Origin of the sequence: Nocardia sp. NPDC052316, assembly GCF_044547795.1 — a bacterium.
Classification (GTDB): Bacteria; Actinomycetota; Actinomycetes; order Mycobacteriales; family Mycobacteriaceae; genus Nocardia.
In genome coordinates, this window is the sequence record NZ_JBIUBB010000003.1 from 235,827 (window position 1) to 256,437 (window position 20,611).

A 20,611-nucleotide genomic window follows, 5' to 3' on the forward strand; every position below is an offset into this window, starting at 1 on the left:
CCATTCAGCACAAACCCTCCATTGTGCGTTAGCGTCTCACAGGTCAGCCGATATTGCGTAAGGAGTTGTGGTGCCTGCCCAGTTGACTACCCGCGCGCAGGTGAATGGATATCGCTTTCTGCTCCAGCGATACGGGCACGCGATGGTGCGCCGAGATGTGCGCATGCTGCACGATCCCATGCGTATCCAATTCCGGTCGCTGATCACCGGCATAGTTCTCGCGGTATTGGTCACCGCGGGCTGCGCGATATTGTCGTTTCTGCGTCCGCAAGGGCAGGTCGGCGACGCGAAGATCGTGCTCGGTTCCGGTACCGGCGCCCTGTACGCGGTGGTCGACGGAACGTTGCATCCGGCGCTGAATCTCGCGTCGGCCCGGTTGATCACCGGCAGCGGTGAATCGCCGACCTCGGTCAAGGACGCGAAATTGTCGTCGCTGCCGCGCGGGCCGCTGCTCGGCATTCCCGGCGCACCGTCGGCGCTGCCCGGCCCGGCCGACCGCGGCCGCTCGGAATGGACCTTGTGCGAAGACGCGACCACCGGACTGCGCAGCACCGTGCTGGCCGGTGCACCGCGGCTCAGCGCCCAAATGCGCCGTGCCGCACCGGGTGAGGCGGTGCTGGCCACGCATGACGGTGCGACTTATTTGATCTACGACGGCAAACACGCGCGGGTGGACAAGAACAACGACGCGATCGTCTCGGCGCTGCCGCAACTGCGTGCGCTGCGGCCACGACCGATCGGGACGGGCCTGCTCAATGCCAGCGTTGCGGTCCCCGATCTCGCGGTGCCGGTGATCCCGCGGGCGGGTGAGCCGAGTGCGGTGCGCGGCGGCGAGTTCGTCATCGGTTCGGTGATCAGGGTCCACGGCGTCACCGGTTCGGCGACGTATGTGGTGCTCGCCGACGGCGTTCAGCAGATCTCGGAGTTCACCGCGCGGGTATTGCGGACCGCGAACTCCATGGGGCTCACGGCGATTCCGAAACTCTCACCGGATGCGATCAGAGGTATCCCGGTGGTCGACAGCTTGCCGGTCGATCAGTTTCCCGGTGACGACTTGACCATCATCTCCGCCGACGCCGATCCGGTGGCGTGCGTCTCGTGGGCGCGCGGGGACGGCGATCAGGCCGCGCAGTTGCAGGTGTTGCTCGGTAGCAGTTTGCCGTTGGCCGGCGGGGTCGCGCCGATGACGCTCGTGGCCAGCACCGGCGCCGACGCCGCTTACCTGCCCGCGGCCACCGGCGAATTCATCCAGGTCACCGGGGTCGAGCCGGACAGCACCCGGCGCGACGCCTTGTTCTACGTGACCGACACAGGCGTGCGGTTCGGCATCCCCGACACCGCGACGGCCGCCGTACTCGGGCTCACCAAGCCGAAATTGGCGCCGTGGCAGATCGTCAGCCAGCTGCCGGGCGGACCGATGCTCGACCGGCAGTCCGCGTTGATCGCGCGGGACATCGTCGCCGCCGGGTGACGGCGGGCACGGAACAGGAAGGAAGTGCCATGCCACGGATTGTGGGCAAGTACGCCGATGGTGCGCTGGTGGTTGCGGTCGGCGGCGCCTGCGTGGTCGTCGGGCCGGACCTGGTGGACGACACCGGCCACTGCGTGACGGCACCGGAGCAGCTGCGGGTGACCCTGGTCGGTGCCGTCACGGCCGACCCCGGATTCGCCCCCGCCGACGAGCCGATGCCGGCCGGACTGCTCTCGGCCGACCAGATCGCGGCGATGCTCGACTGGGAGGTCGGGTACGTCGAGGGCGTGCCTGGCGACGCCGACCGGCCGGGTCTCAGCAGTGCCGAGATGGACCTGTATCTGCGTTATCGGCACGATACCGGCGACGCCTACCCCGACGGCGCCGCGCTGGCGGCGGTGGACCGTCCGTTCTCCTTGGATGGCTTCACCGTTGCCGAGACAGACAGCGCGGCAACTGAATTCGTCCCCGCTTCAGATGTGCCGCACCTGGTGGTCCAGCTCTGCGCGTCCATGGCGCACGTGCACGATCTGTCCGGCGCGGAGATCGTCGCCGACGCGGCGACGGACCTGATCGATCGGATCAGCTATCTCGCGAAGGTGGAGGAGTTCTATCCGGCACTCGCGCAGGTGGTTACGGCCGGAGTGGTGCCGGAGTTGGCGGTCGAACTCGCCGGCGGATTCACCGAGGACGAGATCCTGGACTTCGTGCGGCGCTTGGTCGGCGAGCTCGATCGGCGCAGGCCGTGGCCGAAACCCGCGCTGGTGTCGGTGGATCCGCTGACCTGGCCGTCGATGGGGTCCAGCGTGCCGATCGGCTGGATCGACATCGCCATCAGCGACCTGGAGTGGGCGGTGAAGGCCGCCTTCGCCGACGTGCCCGACGGCGAAAACACGTTGCTGGTGCTGCGGATACGCGGTGGGCAACTGCTCGCGCTGGTCGGTGACGCGGAACCTAACCCCACTCGGTTCCTGGTGTTGCTGCCTGACGCCGAAGATCAGCAGGACCCCGCGGAAGTAATGGCGTACCTGGAGCGCTACGCCGGATTACGGGTGGAGACAGACGGATTGGCGGACATGATGACGGAGGCGTTGCAGGCATGATTCGACCGGAGAACCAGCGCACGGCCAGCGATGCGATCGACTTCATCGACGCCGTTGTCGGTGCGCTCGGCAAAATGACCGACATCCGCTCCGCCAGCGCCGCATTGACCGCGTCGGCGACGGTGGAGTACGGCCGGATCACCGTGGTGGTCAACGCCTCCGGATCCATCATGGAGACGGTGTATGCCGAAGGCATCGACGAACTCAGCTACGGGCAGATCGCCCGCGCCACCGTGCAGGCGGCGCAGACGGCGGCCGCGGAGGTCGAGCGGAAGAAGAAGGAACTGCTCGGCCCGCTGTCGGCGATGCGGATGGGGCTGCCATCGATGATGGAGCTGCCCGAGGAGCTGGTCGCGCTACGCGCCCAGCTGCCCGAACCGACGCGAGCGCCGCTGACACCACCGGCGGAGCGTGACGCAGGCGGGTCGCGCGGCAAGAGCAACCGAATCCTGGACCGTTGAGCAACATGCGGACCGCGTGCGGAAGGAACCACTCCGATGGATGACGAATTCGCCAGTGCCGTCACCGAATTCCAGGCCAAGATGGCGCAGGTGACGCAGGTGCAGGAAGAATGCGCGCAACTCGTCGCCACCGGCTGGGCGCAACGCCGCCAGGTCCGAGTGACGGTGAATGCCGACGGGATCGCCATCGACATCAAATTCGGTGCGGGCGTCAAGGATCTGACCTACGACGAGATCGCGGCCGCCGTCACCGAGGCCTCGCAAGAGGCGGTGCGTGAGGTTGCCCAGCGGGCAAAGGAGATGGTTGCGCCTATATCGATCGACCAGGGCGCGGCACCGAGTATGGACGGGATGCTTGGTGCGATCGCTTCGTTGCGTGAACATTTGCGCTGAGCTCCACGGGTGAGTCGGGGCTCAACGGGGTGAGTCGGGGTGCAACGGAGTCGGGCTCGACCGGTGAGTCAGGGTCGACGGGTGAGTCAGGGTCGACGGATGAGTCGGGGGCTCAACAGGTGAGTCGGGCTCGATGGGTGAGTCGGGCTCGATGGGTGAGTCCGGGCTCAACGAGTGAATTGGGGCTCAGCGGGTGAGTCCGGCCAGCGCGAGCTGGGACCAGGCGCCCGGCACATCGGTGTATTCGTCGGTGGTGAAGGCTGCTTCAGCCAAGTCGCCTGTCACCGAGCCCGATTCGGCGGCAGTGAGGAGATCCTCGATTGCGGGCCGGGACGCCGAGGCACCGAGTACGGCGCACACGATGTCGGCCACCGTCGCCGGTGTCCACACGCCGGGGATTGCCGGGCCAAGGGTGGTGGGCGCCGGAGACTGTCCGCTCGACCAGTCCGTGCCGTCCCACCAGTAACAGAACGACAGCTCCCCGGTGAATGCGCGATGGTTGACGACCGAGCCGTCGAGCCAATCCGGGACACCCGCGTAGTACCGCGGCAGCTGTGCGCCGTCGTTGTAGGCCGCGTCCAGCTCCGGGGCGTTCCATAACCCGCCGGACAGCACCGCCCGGCCGCGGGGCAGGAGGTGCAATGTCGAGCCGCTACCATCCGTGCCCTCGAAAACCGCTGTGGCGCCAACTATCCGAGGGCCCCACTCGGTACCGATCGCCACTGCCGCCGCCGCCACCGTCGCCCACCGCGCCCACACCGTCTGCGCCGTGAGGAACCGGACGGGCGTCGCGGGCACGGGATCGAGCCTGGCCTGAGTCAGCACCTGCGGCAACTGCTGCGCACCGGCGTCGACCCGCAGCCGTCCGGCCAGCCACACCGGCAGCCGTTCGCGCGGGAAGTGCTCGAGATCGGCTCGATAGGCCGCGATCGGAAGCATCCGGTCGACCGGGAACGCAACCTCGCCGTACCCGAATTCGTAACTGGTAGTGCCTATTCGATCGCGCACCAAGGTCACCTGCCACCAAGCCCGCTCACCCGACGACACCGTCACCGCCCGCAGCGCTTGAACCAGTTCCCCTGCCTCCGCCGGCATTTCGACACCGACAGGCGCGCCGTCGACGAGAAACACCGCATCACCCGACACCGCAGCCACCGTCACCGAAAACCCCAACCGCAACTGCTCCCACTGCGGCGGGGCCGCCGGTAACAGCAGGTCGGTAATAGCGGCCGCGAGCTGGTCCGCGGACCGACGCATTTCGGCCGCATGGCCCTCAGCCGGCGTCGGAGCGGCGGTGAGTACGGGCGCGTCGGTCGGCGGTGAAGCGGCGGTCGGCGGCGAAGCGGCGGTCGGAGATGAAGCGGCGGTCGGAGGTGCGTGGGGCGGCGGTGGTGGTGGGGGCGCGGTGGCCGAGGACGGCAGGTCCACAGTGGCCAAGGTCGGCGAGGGCGCGGTGGCCGTGGTTGGTGGGGCCACGGTTGCCGAGGACGGCAGGTCCACGGTCGCTGAGGTTGGCGGAGGCGCGGTGGTCGAGGATGGCAGGTCCACAGTGGCCGAGGTTGGCGGGGGCACGGTCGCCGAGGTTGGCGGGTCCTCGGTGGCCGAGGACGGCGGAGGCACGGTCGGCGAGTTTGGTGGGAGCACGGTCGCCGTGGTTGGTGGGGGCACGGCCGCTGAAATTGGCGGGGGCGCGGTGGCCGAGGATGGTAGGTCCACAGTGGCCGAGGACGGCGGGGGCACGGTCGCCGTGGTTGGCGGGGCCACGGTGGTCGAGGACGGCAGGCCCACGGTCGCCGTGGTTGGCGGGGCCACGGTGGTCGAGGACGGCGGGTCCACGGTGGCCGTGGTTGGCGGAGCCACAGTGGCCGAGGACGGCGGGTCCACGGTGGCCGTGGTTGGTGGGGGTGCGGTGGCCGAGGACGGTAGGGGCACCGTTACCGAGGACGGTGGGGGCGAGGTCGCCGGGGACGGCGGGTCCACGGTGGCCGTGATTGGCGGGGCCACGGTGCCCGAGGACGGCGGCGGCGCGGTGACCGGCGCGGAAATGGTTGTGCCGTTGCTGAACTCGGTAATCAGCGTGAAGGCCACGTCGGGGCTGTCCGGCTCGTTCTTCGCCAGAGCGGGGGCCTGGTCGGGGCTTTCGGTCGACATCGGAGTCTCCGGGATCTCAGGGTTCGGGTTCCACTGGTCCGCCGGGGTTCTCGGGTCCAGTCGTCGGCTGCCGTTCACCTTGTTCCCCCATATCGCCAGAAGTCGTAACTGGGTGGTGGCAGTGCGGTGAACGGGTCGGGCATGCCGTGGTCGAGCGGGAGTTTCCTGGACTTCGGCTTGCCGCTCATGTAGCCGCCGTCGAGCATTGTTCGTTCGGTGCGGATGCTGGTCTCGAAGTCGGCGAGTTGTCGCTCCAGCCGGCGCTCGGCCGCCCCTGATGCCAGCGCAAGTTCCTCGTGGCTGGCGTGCGCCGCGTCGAGGTCGTTGCGGCGCTGGTCGATTTCGCGCTGGATCTGCTGCTCCTGGTCGGTGAACGGGTGTGCTGTCCCGGTCCGGCCGGGGTCGGCGGGGTGTGCGGCGCTCGCCGCTGCCGCCGCCCGCCCGGCGTCTTCGAGTTCGGTCATGGACCTGCGCGCGTCGGTCATCGCGCGCTCACGGGCGCTGATCGCCGCGTCGAGGTCGGCGCTGGCCCTGGTGACCTGTTGGTCGACGATGGCCAGGTGTGCGGTCTGGTCCTCGATCGCGCGGTCCTGCACCTTCAGCGTGCTCTCTAGATCGTTGATCCGCTGCCGCAGTGTGGGCTGTTGCTCGACGGACGCGCTGTCATGGTCGATGCGTGCTCGGCGCAGGTCGGCGTTGGTCGTTTCCCTCGCGGTTTTGAGGTCGGCCAAAGTATTCCGATGGTTGCCGCGCTGATCGACCAGTTCGTTGAGTCCCTTGCCTACCGCGCTCTTGTACGCCCTGTCGACTCGACTGTCGGCGTCGCGCAGGGTCGTGAGGTGCGCGTCGGCCGCAGCCAGCTTGCTCCGCAGCGTCGCCATCGTCGGGTCTTCGGCACGTGTCGCCGATCCGGGACTGTGCTCGATGTCGTTGCGCGCGTCCACATTATCGGTCGAGTCGGCGTTCGAAGCCCTGCGGTCCGGTCCGGATCCGGTCGGCGTCGACGGCCTGATCTCGGATTCGTCGCCCTGTGCCCGCGCACCCGCGTGTGGTATCCGGCTGCCCGTCGCGCCGCTGCCGTCGGAGTCCCCGGCAGCAGCGTTGGCGTCGGAGTCCCTGGCGGCAGCGTTGGCGTCGGAGTCCCTGGCGGCAGCGTTGGCGTCGGAGTCCCTGGCGGCAGCGTTGACGTCGGAGTCCCTGGCGGCGGCACTGGTGCTCGAGTCCCTGGCGGAGACACTCTCGTCGGGGTTCCTGGCGGAGGCACTGCTCTCAGAATCCTTGGTGGCGACGTTGCCGTCGGAATCCCGCGCAGCGTAAATACTTTCGCCGTTCGCATCGCTGCGCACCGAGGGGCTCGGCTCATCACCGCTGGTCGAATGACGCTGTCCACCAGCAAAATTAGCAGCGCCTGCGCCTTGAGAGCTCGATGACGACAGCGTCGACTCGCCATCTGTACTCGCCCGTATCGGCGACGGCGGCCCGGTTACCGCCACACCACCCTGCTGATCATCGGCCGCCAACCGATTTTGTATGCGCGCCCGGGCTGCGGCATCGGCATCGACGGCTTCGTCCATCCGATGCCGGGTCTGCACAACGGCATCGAGCGCGGCCGGGTCGTCCGGTGTCGCCGCCGCACGATCGCGTGCCCGCACGTGCTGCAGTTCGGCATCGAGCACCGCCCGCCGAGCATCGGCGAGTTCCTTGATCTGGCTGCGTTGTTCGCCGACATGCGCGTCACGATGCGCCCGTCGATTGACCGGCGCGCTCTCCGGTGTGGCCTCCCGCGCCGCCGCCCGGTCCTGCGCCCGCGCCGCCTGATACCCCTGATCATCGCGGGCCCGGATCTGCGAGATCAGCTCGTCCGAGGACGCGAGCGGCCGACTGGTCGCTGGGCCAGCACTGTCCGCCTCCAGGCCCGCTCGCGCCGGACTCGACTGTGCCACAACATCATCGGCTCTCGTCGCTGCCGGTTCCTGTCCGCGCATGCCGATATAACCACGCGGCGTACCGATCAGCGAATTGCTCGCCAGCGCCCCGATGAGCCCCATCGTCGGGTCGAACGACCCGGTGAACCCCATGGCGATACCACCACCGACCAGGGTGGCGACGACCGTCGGTACCGTGCCGGACAGTGTGCCGAGCCCCGCGCCCCAAACCCCGGCCGTCGGGTCCTTGCCCCGGCTGGTCAAGAACCGGGCACCGTACTTGCTCACGTTCGTCGCGACGAGCGCACCCGCGTACCAGCCGCCGGTGGAGGCCGCGACCGACATGCCGAACTGGGTGGCGTTGAACTCGTCGCGATGCCCCTTCGACATCTGGATGCCCTGGATGGTGGCGTCGAGTCCGCCTGCCCAGATGAGGTTGTTGGTCGCCTTCGAGATGAGGAATTGCACTGCGTCGGCCGGGAGCCCGGCGAGGGTGCGCGCGGTGCTCGCGCGAAAACCGGCGTCGACAAAGGCCCGGAACAGTCCGGGGGTCACCTTCGCGGTGAGCGCCGTCGGGTACTTCGCGACCAGCCCGGCTATGCGCCCTGGTTCGTCGGTGAGCCGAGGTAGATACCTGAGCGTCTTCACCAGGTATTCGCCCACGTGCGGCAGGTTGCCGAGCGCGGCGAGCGCCCGGTTGCTCACCCGATACAGCGAGGCGCGGGTGGCGCCGATCGCCGCGGCCTCGACGGCGGGTGCGGTGGGCGGCCAGAGCCACGCCCCCGCGATCTGCGCGGCCAGCATCGTGGTCGCGAAGATGGTCATGAGTTTGGTGGCTTCCAGCGTGGTCGCCGCGTTGCGGGTGGAGCCGCCGACCTGCCGGAAGTCCGCGACGAGCCGTTCGACCGAGTGATCACCGGTCTGCAACTGGTGCAACGCCGACCTGATCTGCTCGCGGCCGGCACCGGATTCGTACCCACCCAGGGTGCGCCCCTCCGCCGTGCGGAGAACTGGAAGAACTTGCCGCTCCAGGTCTTCGGCGGCCGTCAACCAGGCTTGGGCCATGGCGAACATGCGGTCCTCGTCGCCGTCCGGCCACGCCTGACCGACCACGTAGGTCAGAAAACGCAGTTCCTCCGGCCAATGCAGCGACATCGGCGTCGATCAGAACGCGGTGGAATTGCCGACGTCGGCGGACTCGGAGCTGTTCGCGGCCCGGATCAATCCGTTGCCGAATTCTTCGACCGTCCGCACCATTTCCCGGCCGCCGCTCAGCAGGTTGTTCCGGGAACTGCGGTAACCTTTCTCGCCGTCGGCGAACTCCTTGCCGTAGGAATCCTTGCCCCACGTTTCCGGCCCGTGCGAGCCGATGGCCTCCGACAGGGTATTCATGGTGGTTTCGAATGCGGCCTTCGCCGCGATCAAATCCGTGCCGCCTGCGCGTACATGTGCGGGGTCGACAATTATTGTTTCCGCCAAGTTACTCGCCTCGCCTTCATTGTGCCCAGGTTCGGCGAAATCCCTACGCCGGTAAGTGGTTCCAATGTAGGTACCACAATTCCGTGGCGCAGGCCAGAGTTTCGGTGGAAGGTGAACGGATCATGTTCCGGGCGAGAACATGCCGGGGAACTCCCGATTGACCACCGATCCGACATAGCGCTCGACAAATCCGCCGACCACGGTCGCGGTGATCGCAGCGGGTCGTGCCCGCACCGAATCCAATTGTGCGGCAAAGGCTTCCGCGTCAGAGTCGGCACGATTCGAGCGCTGGAACTGCCGGACCGCGGTGCGCACGAAGATATCGGTGAACTGCCGCGCGATGTGGTCGCAGTCGAGGCGCAGCTGCTCCACCTCATCGAGTGCGCGCTCGGTGCTCAGTCCTGCGTCGAGCAGCTGCTCGAAGATCTCGACGAGGGCGGGCTCGGCCACCCGGTAGGTGCCCGAATCGACCGGCTCGTACAGCCCGGCCGACACCGATCGGGCCAAACCATCAGCGACAGTGGCGAATCGGTCGGCGAGGTCGGCGGCGGCGATGCGACCGTCCGGTGGCGCGTCCGGTGGCGGCGGCGGACCGGCAGCGGTCGCGACGCCGAGCACGTCGGCGAGGTCCTGACCGCGATCCCAGGCTTCGAGCAGTCCGCGCACCCCGTTCAGCGTGATGCCACGCTCCACCAGACGTTCCACGATGCGAATCCGGTCGAGGTGCTCGGGGCCGTAGAAGCCGGTGCGGCCCTTCATCTTCGGCGGCGGCAGCAGGCCGCGCTCGTTGTAGTCGCGCAGCGTTCGCACCGTCATCCCCGACCGCTCGGCCAGATCGCTGATGGTCAACTCCGCTTCCTTCGCCATGCCTCCAGGAAACCACAGGTGAACAGTGCCCCGGCGATGTCCGTCGATGCTGCTCGCAGGTTTGGTGCCTGATTGAATCGCGGTCTGTGACCCTCTTGTGTGTTCCATCACATGGCGGTATGTTCCATTGAACACCGGCATGATTGTTGGGCGGGAAGGCCGAGTCATGACAACCGTTAGGCCACGCGGCGTTTCGGCGGCTCACGCAGCGCCGGGCCACCGCGCCGACCACCCATGACGGACAACGTACGGGGCACGACGACGGTACGGCCGACCGAAATCGACGTGCCGGTGCTGGCGATTCGGGAAGTGGCCGAGCACAAGCGATTCTGTTGGAAGTGCGGTCGCCCAGTCGGCCGCCACGATCAGCACGGACCCGGCCTGCTGCGGGGCACCTGCGGACAGTGCGGGGCGCCGTTCAACTTCCGGCCCGCGCTGCGTGAAGGCGACGTGGTCGCCGACCAGTACGAGGTGAAGGGCTGTCTGGCCTACGGCGGGATCGGCTGGGTGTTCCTGGCCAAGGACCGCCGGGTCGGCGGACGCTGGGTGGTGCTCAAGGGATTACAGAATCCGCAGGACATCGACGCCCATGTGACGGCGCTGGTGGAACGGCAGTTCCTGTCCGAGCTCGCGCATCCCAGCATCGTCGAGATCTACAACTTCGTCACCCACCGGGGCAGCGACGGCACCGCGGGCGGCTACATCGTCATGGAGTACATCGGCGGCAGGTCCCTCGATGTCGTGCTGGAACAGCAAGCGCCCGAACCGCTTCCGGTTGCCGAAGCGATCGCCTACGTGTTGGAGATCCTGCCCGCGCTCGGCTACATCCACTCGCTCGGTCTCGCCTACAACGACCTCAAACCGGCCAACATCATGGCCGGTCAGGACGAGGTGAAACTGATCGATCTCGGTGCGGTCTCCGCATTGCACTCCGGCGGGAGCCTGTACGGCACTCCCGGGTATCAGGCGCCGGAGGTGTCGAGCACGGGGCCGACGGTGGCCTCCGACATCTTCACCGTCGGCCGGACCCTGGCGGCGCTCACCCTGCCCGGTGCACCCACCGACCCGCTGCCGACGGACTCGCCGATCCTGCGCAGGTACCCGCCTTTCGCGAGTCTGCTCGACCGGGCGACCGCCGAGGATCCCGCCCGGCGCTTCCCCTCGGTGGCGGCGCTGTCCGATCAGCTCTGCGGCGTGCTGCGCATGGTGCGCGCCCACCATGGGTTTCGGGGCGATCCGCAGGTCTCGGCGGTATTCGGTGCCGTGCGTAGTGATCTGCGCGGCTACGAGCGGTTCACCGCCGCCGATCTCGCCGCCGCGCTGCCGATCCCGCTGCTCGACTCCGACGATTCCGGCTGGCGGATCGACTGGTACGACGCGATCACGGCGCTGACCACCGACCGACTCGCCCAGGCGTACCAGAGCTTCGGCGTGGTGAGCGCGGTGGTGCCCGGTGAGCTCATGCCACTGCTCGCGCTGGCGGCGACGGCAGAGCTATCCGCCGACGACGCGGCCGACGCAGCGCAACAACAGGATTGGCACCGGCTCGCCGCCGACCACTACCGCGCCGTGTGGCAGACCGACCACACGGTGGTCGCCGCGGCGTTCGGGCTGGCCAGGCAGGCGCTGCGCGACGGTGCGCCGGTCGCGGCGATCGCGCTCGTCCGTCAGGTGCGAACCGCGTTGCCGCACAACGACGTCGCGCGCCGCGCCTTCGCGCAGTTGCTCGCCGACCTACCGCTCGCCGACCTCACGCAGGAGCTGCTGGACGAGGCGGCAGCCGGCCTCGCAACCCTGCCCGCCGAACGGCGCGTGCTGAAACTACGAGCCACGGTGCTGCAGAGCGCGCTCGCGTGGCTGTGCGCGGGCGGTGAGCCGAACGCGCACTGCGACACCATTTTCGGCCACCCCTACACCGAGCGCGGGCTGCGCGACGGAGTGGAAGCGGCCCTGCGCGAACTCGCCTTCGCGACGCCGGACCGGTGGGCCCGGTTCGCCCTGGTGGACCGTGCCAATGCCGCGCGCGCCCGCACGTGGTGGTGAACGAACGATGAACAGCAAGCACAACTGGAGGTATTGATGGCTGTCGAGACACGCATCGAAAAGGACTCGCTCGGCGAGCTCGCCGTTCCCGCCGCGGCGTATTACGGCGTCCACACCGCACGGGCGATGGCGAACTTCCGGGTCACCGGCTCGGCCATGAGCACCTATCCCGCATTGATCGCCGGGCTGGCCACGGTGAAACAGGCTGCGTGCCAGGCCAATCGCGATCTCGGTCTGCTCGATGAGCGCCGGTCCGCCGCCATCATCGCCGCGTGCACCGAATTGCGGAACGGGGAATTGCTCGCCCAGTTCCCGATCGATCTGATCCAGGGCGGGGCAGGCACCTCGTCGAATATGAACGCCAACGAGGTGATTGCCAACCGGGCATTGGAAATACTCGGCTTCGAGCGCGGGAATTACGCCGAACTCGACCCGCTGACCCACGTGAACCTCGGTCAATCCACCAACGATGTCTATCCGACCGCGATCAAGCTGACTCTGGTGACTCATCTGCGCGTCCTGAGCGTAGTACTCGGCGGCCTGGCCGACGAGTTCGACCGTAAGGCAGTCGAATTCGCCGACGTGATCAAGATGGGGCGCACCCAGCTGCAGGACGCGGTGCCGATGACCCTCGGCCAGGAGTTCGCCGCCTACGCCACCATGGTGCGCGAAGACCGGGCCCGGCTCGCCGAGGGCTGCCTACTGCTGCTGGAATGCCATCTCGGCGGCACCGCCATCGGCACCGGGATCAACGGGCACCCCGACTATCCGGAGCTGGCCTGCCGCTACCTGGCCGAGCTGTCCGGCGAGCCGGTCGTCCGGGCGGCCGACCCGATCGAGGCAACGCAGGACTGCGGCGCCTTCGTCCAGGTGTCGGGCATTCTCAAGCGGGTCGCGGTGAAGCTGTCCAAGATCTGCAACGATCTGCGGCTGGTCTCCTCCGGGCCGGTGGCCGGCCTGCGCGAGATCAATCTGCCTGCGGTGCAAGCCGGCTCGTCGATCATGCCGGGCAAGGTGAACCCGGTGATCCCCGAACTGGTCAATCAGGTGGCGTTCGAGGTGATCGGCAACGATCTGACCGTCACCATGGCGGCCGAAGCCGGGCAACTCCAGCTCAACGCCTTCGAACCGGTCATCGTCTACAGCATGCTGAAGTCGCTGAGCCATCTCAGCGCCGCCGTCGACACCCTGACCACCGACTGCATCGCGGGCATCACCGCCAATCGGCAGCACCTGGCCGACGGCGTGCACAATTCGATCGGCGTGGTCACCGCGTTGGCGCCGCGCCTGGGCTACAAGGCGTGTGCGCAGGTGGCCGAGCGCGCCCTCGCGACCGGCGAGATGATCTCCGACATCGTGGTTTCCGAAGGCCTGCTCAGCCGGGAGGAGGTCGCCGAGCTGCTGTCGAGCCGTCGGCTGGCGGGATTGCCGCCGTTGGTCATCCGCGGGACGGCGGACCCGGTAGTTTGATGTCCGGGGTTGGACATCTGATGTCCGGGGTTGGACAAAGGGCACGTGATGACACTGGATATGGACCCGCTCGCCGCCGCCGCCGACACGGCGAGCACGCGGGGCGAACCGATGCGTCTCGGTCGCTGGCGTCGTCGCATGGTGCTGCTGACGCTGTGTGCCGCCGCGTTCATGATCAGTTACGACACCGCGATGCAGAGCATCGCGGTCCAGACGCTGTTGCGGCAGTTGGGAAACCGGCCCGACATGGCGATCTCGCTGTGGCTGCCCGCAGCGCACGTGCTGGCCTACGTCGGGCTGCTCCTGATCGGCGGTGCGCTCGCCGACCGGCTCGGCGCCAAGCGGGTCATGGTCGGCGGCTATCTGGTGTATTTCGCCGGTGCCGTACTGCATCTGGTGTGTCCGGAGCTGCCGATCGGCTTGCTCATCGCCCGAACGATCACCGGTGTGGGTGCCGCCGCCATCCTGCCCGCGACGCTGGCGATGGTGGTACTCGTCTACGGCGAGGGCAGCCGCCGGGCACGCGCCGTGACGGCGTGGGCGGGCTGCTCCTCGGCGGGCGTGATGGTGACTTTGCTGGTCACCGCGGTGGTGCTGAACCAGGTGTATTGGCCGCACGCGATGGCCGCGGTGGTGACCGCGAATCTGGTTGTGTTGACCGGGGTGATCGTGATCGTCCCTGCCGTTCCGGCCGACCCGGCAAGTCCCGTCGACTGGCCCGCTGTGCTCACCATGACGCTGTCCGGTGGCCTCCTCGCACTCGCGCTGTATCAGGCGCCCAAGTGGGGCTGGACGTCTCAGGGGTTCGCGATCGCATTGGGCGCCGGCGTAGCACTCGCGGTGGTGGCGGCGGCGATTCGGCGCGGTGGTTCGCTGCCGCACGACTGGCTGCTGAGTGCGGAGCCGCGCGTACGACTGGTGATGCTCGCACTCGGCGGGGCGATCCTGGCGATGTTCGGCATGGTGTTCCTGGTCATTCAGTATCTCCAGGTGCTCGGGGGCCGGGTGCCGGTGGTCGCCGGCTTGGCGCTGTTCGTGCCCGCCTGCCTGGCCACCGCGATCGGCGCGAAAGTCGGTGCGGCACTGCAGCGTGCGGGGTGTGTCGTCGCCGCTGTGGTGATCGGTTCGACCGCGATCATGGACGGGCTCGCCATCGGCCTGACGGCGGGGGAGCCGGGCGACCTCGTCCCGCTCGTCGCCATGGTGACGGTGACGGGCCTGGGGTGTGCGCTGGTGCTCGGCATCGCGCTGGAGGTGGTGAGCGCGGTGCATCCGGCCTCACGCACCGGCATTCCATGGGGCGCGCAGCTGATGCTCGTGCAGCTCAGCGGACTGCTGGGGGTGGCGATCGTCGGCGGACTCGTCGAGCGTGGCTACCAAGCGCGTTTCGTGGTGCCCGCCGATGTGCTCGCCATCGGTGGCGCGGCCATCGGTCGTGATCCGGTCGGTGACGGGGTGCGGGCGGTCAACATCGCCGGCGATCACCTCGGTGTGCCGCTCGCCGTCGCCGTACGCAACGCGTTCGTCGCAGGCTATCGCGAGGGCCTGCTCGCCACGATCGCGGTGATCGCCGTTGTCGTCGTCGTTATGCTCGTCGCCAGCGCACTGGCCCGGAAATCGAATGCGGCGCAGCCGAGTCGGTAGCGTCCGGTCATTTTTCTCAGCGCGATAGCAGGCTTCTTTCTAACACGTTTTTATCGTGTGTGGCAGCTGCGTTAAATAATGTTCGCAGGCGGAGTCCTCGGCGGCTCCGGGATGTCGTCTGCCCAGGTAGATGCCTAGTTGCTCAAGAAAATACAAAGGTATGCCGCCTTCTAAATGATTTCTAAAGAACCTCAACAAATTCTCTGAAATGCCTAAGTCGATGCAAATTGGATCGATTCGATTGACGAACTCGGAATTGTGCGCATAATTGTGTCCGGATACTTACCGAAAGGCCGGGATCTGCCATGCGGAATACCGAACCCAGTACTGCCACCCATCGCACCAACCGCCGTGCCACCGCGGCGCGCCGTGGCCCGTCGCGCACCTCGGCGGAGGAAACCTTGGCACGCTCGCGTGCCGAGCGCGCGCAGCTCGAGCAAGGTCGGCTGTTCTGGGGCAATCTCGTCGACGAAGCCGAGCGGTTGCACGAGGAACTCGGCGCGCTGCACGAGGAACTGCGCGAGGTCTATCGGCAGTTGGGCGGCCTGCGCAGGCGTTTCCCCAGCCTGCCGCCCGCGCCGCGGCGGGTCGGCTACCCGCCGGTCGCCGTCGCGCCACTGCTCGGCAACGGAGCAAGGCCCACCGCGCCGCAAGCCACCGCATGACGTAACGGCCGAGCCCTGCTGCGCCTACGGTAATCTCACTGCCGGTGGTGGATTGCGGGAAAGGTCTTGGGTGCTGCGTGTGGTAGTGGTGGAAGACGATGCCGGGATGGCCGGTGCCGTCGTCGACGGACTGCGGGCACACGGCTTCGGCGCTGTCGACCATCTGAGCCTCGGGCTCGACCTCCTGACTTCGCACACCTCCTACGACGCGGTCATCCTCGACCTCGGCTTGCCCGACCTCAACGGGTATCTCGTACTGCGCCAACTACGTAAGGTCAGCGACGTTCCCGTCGTCGTGCTCACCGCCGAAGGCGACGAGGTCACCGTCGTGTCCTGCCTGCGGGCAGGCGCCGACGACTACATGGTCAAACCACCACGCGTCGGCGAGCTGGTCGCGCGACTCGAAGCGGTGGTGCGGCGCAGACGGGCCACCGAACCGGACTCGTCGGTCGTGGTCACCGGCGATGTCACCATGGATCTCGCGGCGCGCTCGGTCGAGGTGGCCGGGCAGCCGATCGCGTTGACGCAGAAGGAATTCGCCGTCGCCAGGGTGCTGGCCGAACAGTCCGGCGTCGCGGTGGGGCGGGACAAGATCCTGACCGAGGTCTGGGGTGAGAAAACCGCGGCGACCTCTCGTTCACTCGATGTTCATATGGGCGCGCTGCGCGCAAAACTGAACCGCCCCGGGCTGATCGTCACGATCCATGGCTTCGGTTATCGCTGGGCGCGCTGAGAGGCTCGCCGCGTGCGCGCTCGGCTGGTAACCGCGTTCACCGCGCTGGCGACCCTCTGCATGATCTGCTTCGCCGTCGGCATCGCCAACGAACTGGCCACCAGCCGGACCCGCGGGCTGGTCATCGACCGGGTGCAGGACGCCAGCCGGTTCGGGGTGCTGGCCGCGACGACACCGGCGAGCCTGTGCGAAGAAGCGCAGAACTACCGCGACAGCACCAGCAACGACGTGCTCATCCTCGGCGCCGACGGCACGGTGCTATGCAGTCTCGGCATGGATTTCGCCGACCCGCGCGTGCGTGCGGCGGCCCGCGAACGGCACTGGCTCGAGATGCCGCGCCCGCTGTATCCGTGGAACACCGAGCCGCTGCTGGTCGCGCAGCCGATCGGGACGCCGCCGCAGTCCGGTGGTGTCGTGGTGATCGACGTCTCGACCTCGCAGACCCGCACCGACATCCTGGTCCGGTGGACGCAGCTGGCCTGCGTCACCGCGACCGCGCTGCTGCTGGTATCCGGCCTGGCGCTGCTGGTGTCGGGCTGGATCCTGCGCCCGGTGTCCGGGCTGCTGCGTGAGGTCGACGCCCTCACCTCGACCCTGCCGGTGCACCACGGCCCACCCCGGCGGCCGCAGCCGATGAGCGAAGGCCCGCCCGAGATCCTGCAACTGGCCGCCGGTGTCGAGTCGGTGACGCGCGCGGTGGCCGCCCTGGCCGCCGCCGAGCGTCGGCACGTGGTCGACACCGCGCATTCGCTGCGCAATCCGCTTGCGGCGCTGGCGGTTCGGCTGCAGGCGCTCCAGCCGATGCTCGCCGAAGACCGGGCCGCCGCCACCTTCGTGAGCGTGGTGAGCGAGGTGGACCGGCTGACCGAGCTGCTCGACGGGTTGCTGACCGCCGCGGTCGCCGACGCCGAGCAAGACAAGCAGGTCGGCCCGCCGACCGCCGGGTGCTGTGCGGTCGATGTGGCCGCGGCCAGGGTCGGTGCCTGGCACGACGCCTACGTCCGCGCCGATATCACGCTTACCTTCGATCCGCTGGTTACGACAGTGGAAACGAAGGTACCCAGCAGCGTGCTCGCCCAGATTCTCGATGTGGCGCTGAGCAATTCGGCGCGCTACGCCGGGGCGGGCGCGAGCACGACGGTGACCGTCGACCGGGAAGCGGAGTCGGTCGTGGTGTCGATCGCCGACACCGGGGCCGGCGTGACACCAGACGAAATCGACCTGCTCACAACAAGATTCTTCCGTGGCGCGCAGGCCACGACCGGTGGGTCGGGGCTCGGGCTGCCGATCGCCGCAACCTTGGCGGCCCAGCACGACGGCCTGTTGTTCGTCGAGTCGGCGCAGCCGCACGGGCTGGTGGTGACGGTGAGTCTGCCCGCCGCCGACCTTACATTTGGGTGAACTGCTGACGGGACGGTGAACAATCCCGTTCCGGCACGAGACTTTTGCGCGCGCCACACCACGATGAGTGGCGTGCCGCGCGGCCACCACCCCACTCCCACCCGCGCCGCCGCGTCAGCCCGCCGCAGGACATGAGTTAGGAATCGTGATGGCACCGCAGCCGAACAACGGCCGCACGGTTCGTGTCGACCCCGAAGCCCTGATCGACAAGGGCAGGAAGCTGGCGGAGCTGCCGAGTCTGCCGAACGGTCTCTTCGAGATCCTCACCAAGCTCACACACAACCTGCAGAGCCTCGGACAGCCATGGGGCACCGACAAGGTAGGCAAGCAGTTCGCCGAAGGTGAGCAGGGTTACCTGAAGTCCAAGGACGCGGTGGTCGGTAATGCCAGTACCGGTTCCGATGCGAAGGGCGCGATACCCGTCTACGGGCAGTTGCTGGTGAACTACGGCCGCACGATCGAAGAAGCGGGCAAGGTCTTCGGCAATGGTGACGACCTCTTCGCCGAGTGGATTCTGAAGAACTACATCGATGAGGACGCATCGGGCGATCCAGGACCGTACAAGGGGCCGCTCAGCTCTGATCCGAACCGCAACAAAGACGAGAAGGACAATCAGAACGACGGAAAGAACGGTCCGACGGGGCCGCCACCACCGCCTCCGCCCGGCGGGAATCAAGGATCGGGTGGTCCGGAGATCAAGAGTGGTGGCGCTCCCGGACCGGGCGCGTTGGGAACGGGTCCAGGCCCCGGTGGCTCGAACGCCGGTGGGCCGAATATCGGTGATGTGACCGGTCCGCCGGTCGCGAACTTGTCTTCGTCGGGTACGACCGGCCCCAACTCGCCGTACATCCCGGGTCCCGGTCCGGGGCCAGGCAATCCCAAGGACCTGCTGGGCGGCATCTCGCCGAACACGAAGAACTTCGGGCTGGAATCGGGTCTCGGTGGGGGCTTGCCGGGCGTGCTCGGGCCGAATGCGTACAAGCCCGCCATCGATCCGGTAACCGGTGCGCCAGTGGACAAGTCGGGTGGTCAAGGCGCCGGTAAGGGCGGCGGTCTCGGCGGTCCGCTGAGTAATCCGATGCTGAGGTCCACGTCTGCGTTCGACGGCGAGAAACTGGCGGGCAAGAACGGACAGGGTGGCCCGCAGACCCGGGCCGGCATGCCCGGCACCGGGATTCCGCCCGGGATGCCCGGCGGAATGCCGCCCGGCAGCCAAGGTGGCGCCTCGGGCGACGGCAAAGAGAAGCGGCGCGAGCGGCGCAAGTCATCGCCGCAGGTCGACGAACAGAGCGAGACTCCGGACCCGAGTGATCCGTGGCAGCGCTCCGGCTGGCGTACGGGTGATCGGTAGCGGATGTCGATTCCGCCCGCGATCGCCCAATCCGACATCCAGCTACCCGAGGGACTGCACTGGCTGAGTGTCGCCGCCGGCAGCAAATGGCCCGCGGACAGCAGCGAGAACGGCATGTTCGCTGTCGCCGATGCGTGGTCGGAGGCCAGCGGCGAATTGTCGGCGTTGGTCGGCGACATCGAAGACGCGATCAAAGATGTGCTGAAGGCGTATCCCTCGGCGGATGAACTCAATTCGTCGATGGTGCAGACGCTGAAGCACCTCACCGATGAGTCGGAAGACGCATCGATGCAGTCGATCGCGAAATCGATGATGGAGCTCTCCAAAGCGTGCGACAAGGTCGGTTGCGCGATTCAAGAAAACAAGATCATGATCGTCGTCGGCTTGGTACAGCTGGCGGTTGAGATCATTCTCGCTTTGGCCTCCCCGATCACCGCGCCCGCGGTACAGGCGGCGCTGACCGCCTGGTACCAGCTCGTCTTCCAATGGCTCAAGGTCATGATGATGCAGATGGTGGTCGCCGCGCTCAATGCCATGGGCCAGCAGGTGATCATCAATATTCTGCTTCAGCTCGGTCAGATGGCGGCAGGGCACAAGGACAGTTTCGATGGTAAGTCGTTGGGTGAGTATGCACTCGGCGGTGCGCTCGGTGGTGCGTTCGGTTCGCTGTTCGGCAAGATCGGCGGCGACCTCTTCAAAGGTCTGGGCGGCAAGCTCACCAAATCGGAGTTCGACAAGTGGTATCAGCGGTTCGGCACCGGCATCGTGCAAGGTGGCGCCGGTGGTGTCGGCGGTATGGTCGGTGGTGGTCTCGCCAATCAGATGATCAACGGCGGCCCCTTCGAATTCGATCCGCACATGCTCGGCGCGGGTGCCGCAGGTGCGTTCGCAGGTGGCGGACGTGGGCTCCGCGGTAGCAGCACCGCACCGAAGATCGATGTGCCGGAGACGGGAAATCTGGGAAAGACTCCGCCATCGGTGCACCCGCCTGTGACGGGAGATGGCCCGCCCGTCGCACCGCCGGTGTCGGAAACCCCGCCGGGTGTGCGGCCGGACGGTGACGGGCAGGCCGGCGCTCCGGGGACGACGCCGCCCTCGGCCGAGGGCGGTTCGGGTAGGGGAGGCGAATCTTCCTCGGCTGCTGGTTCTTCCGGGAGCCGGTCGGCAGGCAACGAAGGATCCGGGCGTGCCGCGGCGAGTGAGGAGCAGTCGGGTGGATCGCGGGGCGACGACGGCGCCTCGAGTAGGTCGTCGGAGGACGGACGGTCGGTCAGTAGCGACGAATCGTCCTCTGATGCTGGGACTTCTGGGAATCGGGCGGGTGCGGCGGACGACGGTGGCTCCGTATCGACGCCGAAAAACGATGGCGCAGCGCAGGTTTCGACCGATCGCGCGGAGTCGACGGGGCAGGATCACCGGCAGCAAGGGGACCAGAGCCCGCAGTCGCAGGGTCC

General features: G+C 67.7%; 17 protein-coding genes. 12 read left to right on the plus strand and 5 right to left on the minus strand.

Going from position 1 to position 20,611, the window contains the following annotated elements:
• Window positions 1-70: 70 nt before the first annotated feature.
• The 4 genes from eccB to ACIHA7_RS13860 are packed head-to-tail and all read left to right on the plus strand — an operon-like array spanning window position 71 to window position 3,428.
• Window positions 71-1,471 carry a type VII secretion protein EccB gene (gene eccB, locus ACIHA7_RS13845; RefSeq protein WP_397289180.1) on the plus strand — a complete coding sequence of 467 codons (1,401 nt, stop codon included), beginning with the start codon at window positions 71-73 and terminating at the stop codon, window positions 1,469-1,471.
• A 29-nt stretch (window positions 1,472-1,500) separates the two neighbouring features.
• Window positions 1,501-2,574, plus strand: coding sequence for a hypothetical protein (locus ACIHA7_RS13850; protein WP_397289182.1), 1,074 nt, complete (start codon window positions 1,501-1,503; stop codon window positions 2,572-2,574).
• On the plus strand, window positions 2,571-3,035 hold the full coding sequence (locus ACIHA7_RS13855; protein ID WP_397289184.1) for a YbaB/EbfC family DNA-binding protein: 465 nt from the start codon (window positions 2,571-2,573) through the stop codon (window positions 3,033-3,035). Before ACIHA7_RS13850 ends, ACIHA7_RS13855 begins: the two co-directional genes overlap by 4 nt.
• Before the next feature lie 36 nt (window positions 3,036-3,071).
• Window positions 3,072-3,428 carry a YbaB/EbfC family nucleoid-associated protein gene (locus ACIHA7_RS13860; protein ID WP_397289186.1) on the plus strand — a complete coding sequence of 119 codons (357 nt, stop codon included), beginning with the start codon at window positions 3,072-3,074 and terminating at the stop codon, window positions 3,426-3,428.
• Window positions 3,429-3,614: 186 nt separating this feature from the next.
• Here the strand turns inward: ACIHA7_RS13860 and ACIHA7_RS13865 are convergent, their stop codons facing one another.
• Window positions 3,615-4,685 carry a hypothetical protein gene (locus tag ACIHA7_RS13865; RefSeq protein ID WP_397289188.1) on the minus strand — a complete coding sequence of 357 codons (1,071 nt, stop codon included), beginning with the start codon at window positions 4,683-4,685 and terminating at the stop codon, window positions 3,615-3,617.
• Window positions 4,686-4,722: 37 nt separating this feature from the next.
• Here ACIHA7_RS13865 and ACIHA7_RS13870 point away from each other — a divergent pair, with 37 nt between their 5' ends.
• The gene (locus ACIHA7_RS13870; protein ID WP_397289190.1) at window positions 4,723-5,709 is read left to right on the plus strand and encodes a hypothetical protein; all 987 of its coding nucleotides are present in this window, start codon (window positions 4,723-4,725) and stop codon (window positions 5,707-5,709) included.
• On the opposite strand, the gene ACIHA7_RS13875 is transcribed toward ACIHA7_RS13870, so the two are convergent.
• The 3 genes from ACIHA7_RS13875 to ACIHA7_RS13885 form a co-directional block, all read right to left on the minus strand.
• A complete protein-coding gene (locus ACIHA7_RS13875) occupies window positions 5,654-8,659 on the minus strand; it encodes a hypothetical protein (protein ID WP_397289192.1) in 3,006 nt (1,001 codons plus the stop codon). The genes ACIHA7_RS13870 and ACIHA7_RS13875 overlap by 56 nt on opposite strands.
• A 9-nt stretch (window positions 8,660-8,668) precedes the next feature.
• Entirely contained in the window at window positions 8,669-8,983 is a 315-nt protein-coding gene (locus tag ACIHA7_RS13880) for a hypothetical protein (RefSeq protein WP_397289194.1), read from the minus strand.
• A 120-nt stretch (window positions 8,984-9,103) separates the two neighbouring features.
• Window positions 9,104-9,850, minus strand: a complete 747-nt coding sequence (locus tag ACIHA7_RS13885; protein WP_397289196.1) for a MerR family transcriptional regulator — start codon at window positions 9,848-9,850, stop codon at window positions 9,104-9,106.
• 234 nt (window positions 9,851-10,084) lie between these two features.
• On the opposite strand from ACIHA7_RS13885, the gene ACIHA7_RS13890 reads away from it, so the two are divergent.
• The 7 genes from ACIHA7_RS13890 (at window position 10,085) to ACIHA7_RS13920 (ending at window position 19,157) form a co-directional block, all read left to right on the plus strand.
• The gene (locus ACIHA7_RS13890; protein WP_397289198.1) at window positions 10,085-11,893 is read left to right on the plus strand and encodes a tetratricopeptide repeat protein; all 1,809 of its coding nucleotides are present in this window, start codon (window positions 10,085-10,087) and stop codon (window positions 11,891-11,893) included.
• A 36-nt stretch (window positions 11,894-11,929) separates the two neighbouring features.
• Entirely contained in the window at window positions 11,930-13,363 is a 1,434-nt protein-coding gene (locus tag ACIHA7_RS13895; protein WP_397289200.1) for an aspartate ammonia-lyase, read from the plus strand.
• A 48-nt stretch (window positions 13,364-13,411) separates the two neighbouring features.
• Window positions 13,412-15,007: an MFS transporter gene (locus ACIHA7_RS13900; protein WP_397290748.1), complete on the plus strand. Its 1,596-nt coding sequence runs from the start codon at window positions 13,412-13,414 to the stop codon at window positions 15,005-15,007.
• Window positions 15,008-15,312: 305 nt separating this feature from the next.
• Window positions 15,313-15,672 (plus strand): hypothetical protein, encoded by a 360-nt coding sequence (locus tag ACIHA7_RS13905; protein ID WP_135235275.1) that lies wholly within the window; start codon window positions 15,313-15,315, stop codon window positions 15,670-15,672.
• Between the two features lie 73 nt (window positions 15,673-15,745).
• The gene (locus tag ACIHA7_RS13910; RefSeq protein ID WP_397290750.1) at window positions 15,746-16,405 is read left to right on the plus strand and encodes a response regulator transcription factor; all 660 of its coding nucleotides are present in this window, start codon (window positions 15,746-15,748) and stop codon (window positions 16,403-16,405) included.
• Between the two features lie 12 nt (window positions 16,406-16,417).
• On the plus strand, window positions 16,418-17,806 hold the full coding sequence (locus ACIHA7_RS13915; protein ID WP_397289203.1) for a sensor histidine kinase: 1,389 nt from the start codon (window positions 16,418-16,420) through the stop codon (window positions 17,804-17,806).
• A 148-nt stretch (window positions 17,807-17,954) separates the two neighbouring features.
• The gene (locus tag ACIHA7_RS13920) at window positions 17,955-19,157 is read left to right on the plus strand and encodes a hypothetical protein (protein ID WP_397289205.1); all 1,203 of its coding nucleotides are present in this window, start codon (window positions 17,955-17,957) and stop codon (window positions 19,155-19,157) included.
• A gap of 42 nt (window positions 19,158-19,199) precedes the next feature.
• Here ACIHA7_RS13920 and ACIHA7_RS13925 read toward each other — a convergent pair whose 3' ends face one another.
• Window positions 19,200-20,015, minus strand: coding sequence for a hypothetical protein (locus tag ACIHA7_RS13925; RefSeq protein ID WP_397289207.1), 816 nt, complete (start codon window positions 20,013-20,015; stop codon window positions 19,200-19,202).
• Window positions 20,016-20,611 lie beyond the last annotated feature (596 nt).

Bases quoted from the DNA above. Each gene is read 5' to 3' on its own strand.
- ACIHA7_RS13850 (WP_397289182.1), top strand. From the start codon at position 1,501: ATGCCACGGATTGTGGGCAAGTACGCCGATGGTGCGCTGGTGGTTGCG.
- ACIHA7_RS13855 (WP_397289184.1), top strand. From the start codon at position 2,571: ATGATTCGACCGGAGAACCAGCGCACGGCCAGCGATGCGATCGACTTC.
- ACIHA7_RS13860 (WP_397289186.1), top strand. From the start codon at position 3,072: ATGGATGACGAATTCGCCAGTGCCGTCACCGAATTCCAGGCCAAGATG.
- ACIHA7_RS13865 (WP_397289188.1), bottom strand. From the start codon at position 4,685: ATGCGTCGGTCCGCGGACCAGCTCGCGGCCGCTATTACCGACCTGCTG.
- ACIHA7_RS13875 (WP_397289192.1), bottom strand. From the start codon at position 8,659: ATGTCGCTGCATTGGCCGGAGGAACTGCGTTTTCTGACCTACGTGGTC.
- ACIHA7_RS13885 (WP_397289196.1), bottom strand. From the start codon at position 9,850: ATGGCGAAGGAAGCGGAGTTGACCATCAGCGATCTGGCCGAGCGGTCG.
- ACIHA7_RS13890 (WP_397289198.1), top strand. From the start codon at position 10,085: ATGACGGACAACGTACGGGGCACGACGACGGTACGGCCGACCGAAATC.
- ACIHA7_RS13895 (WP_397289200.1), top strand. From the start codon at position 11,930: ATGGCTGTCGAGACACGCATCGAAAAGGACTCGCTCGGCGAGCTCGCC.
- ACIHA7_RS13900 (WP_397290748.1), top strand. From the start codon at position 13,412: ATGACACTGGATATGGACCCGCTCGCCGCCGCCGCCGACACGGCGAGC.
- ACIHA7_RS13905 (WP_135235275.1), top strand. From the start codon at position 15,313: ATGCGGAATACCGAACCCAGTACTGCCACCCATCGCACCAACCGCCGT.
- ACIHA7_RS13920 (WP_397289205.1), top strand. From the start codon at position 17,955: ATGGCACCGCAGCCGAACAACGGCCGCACGGTTCGTGTCGACCCCGAA.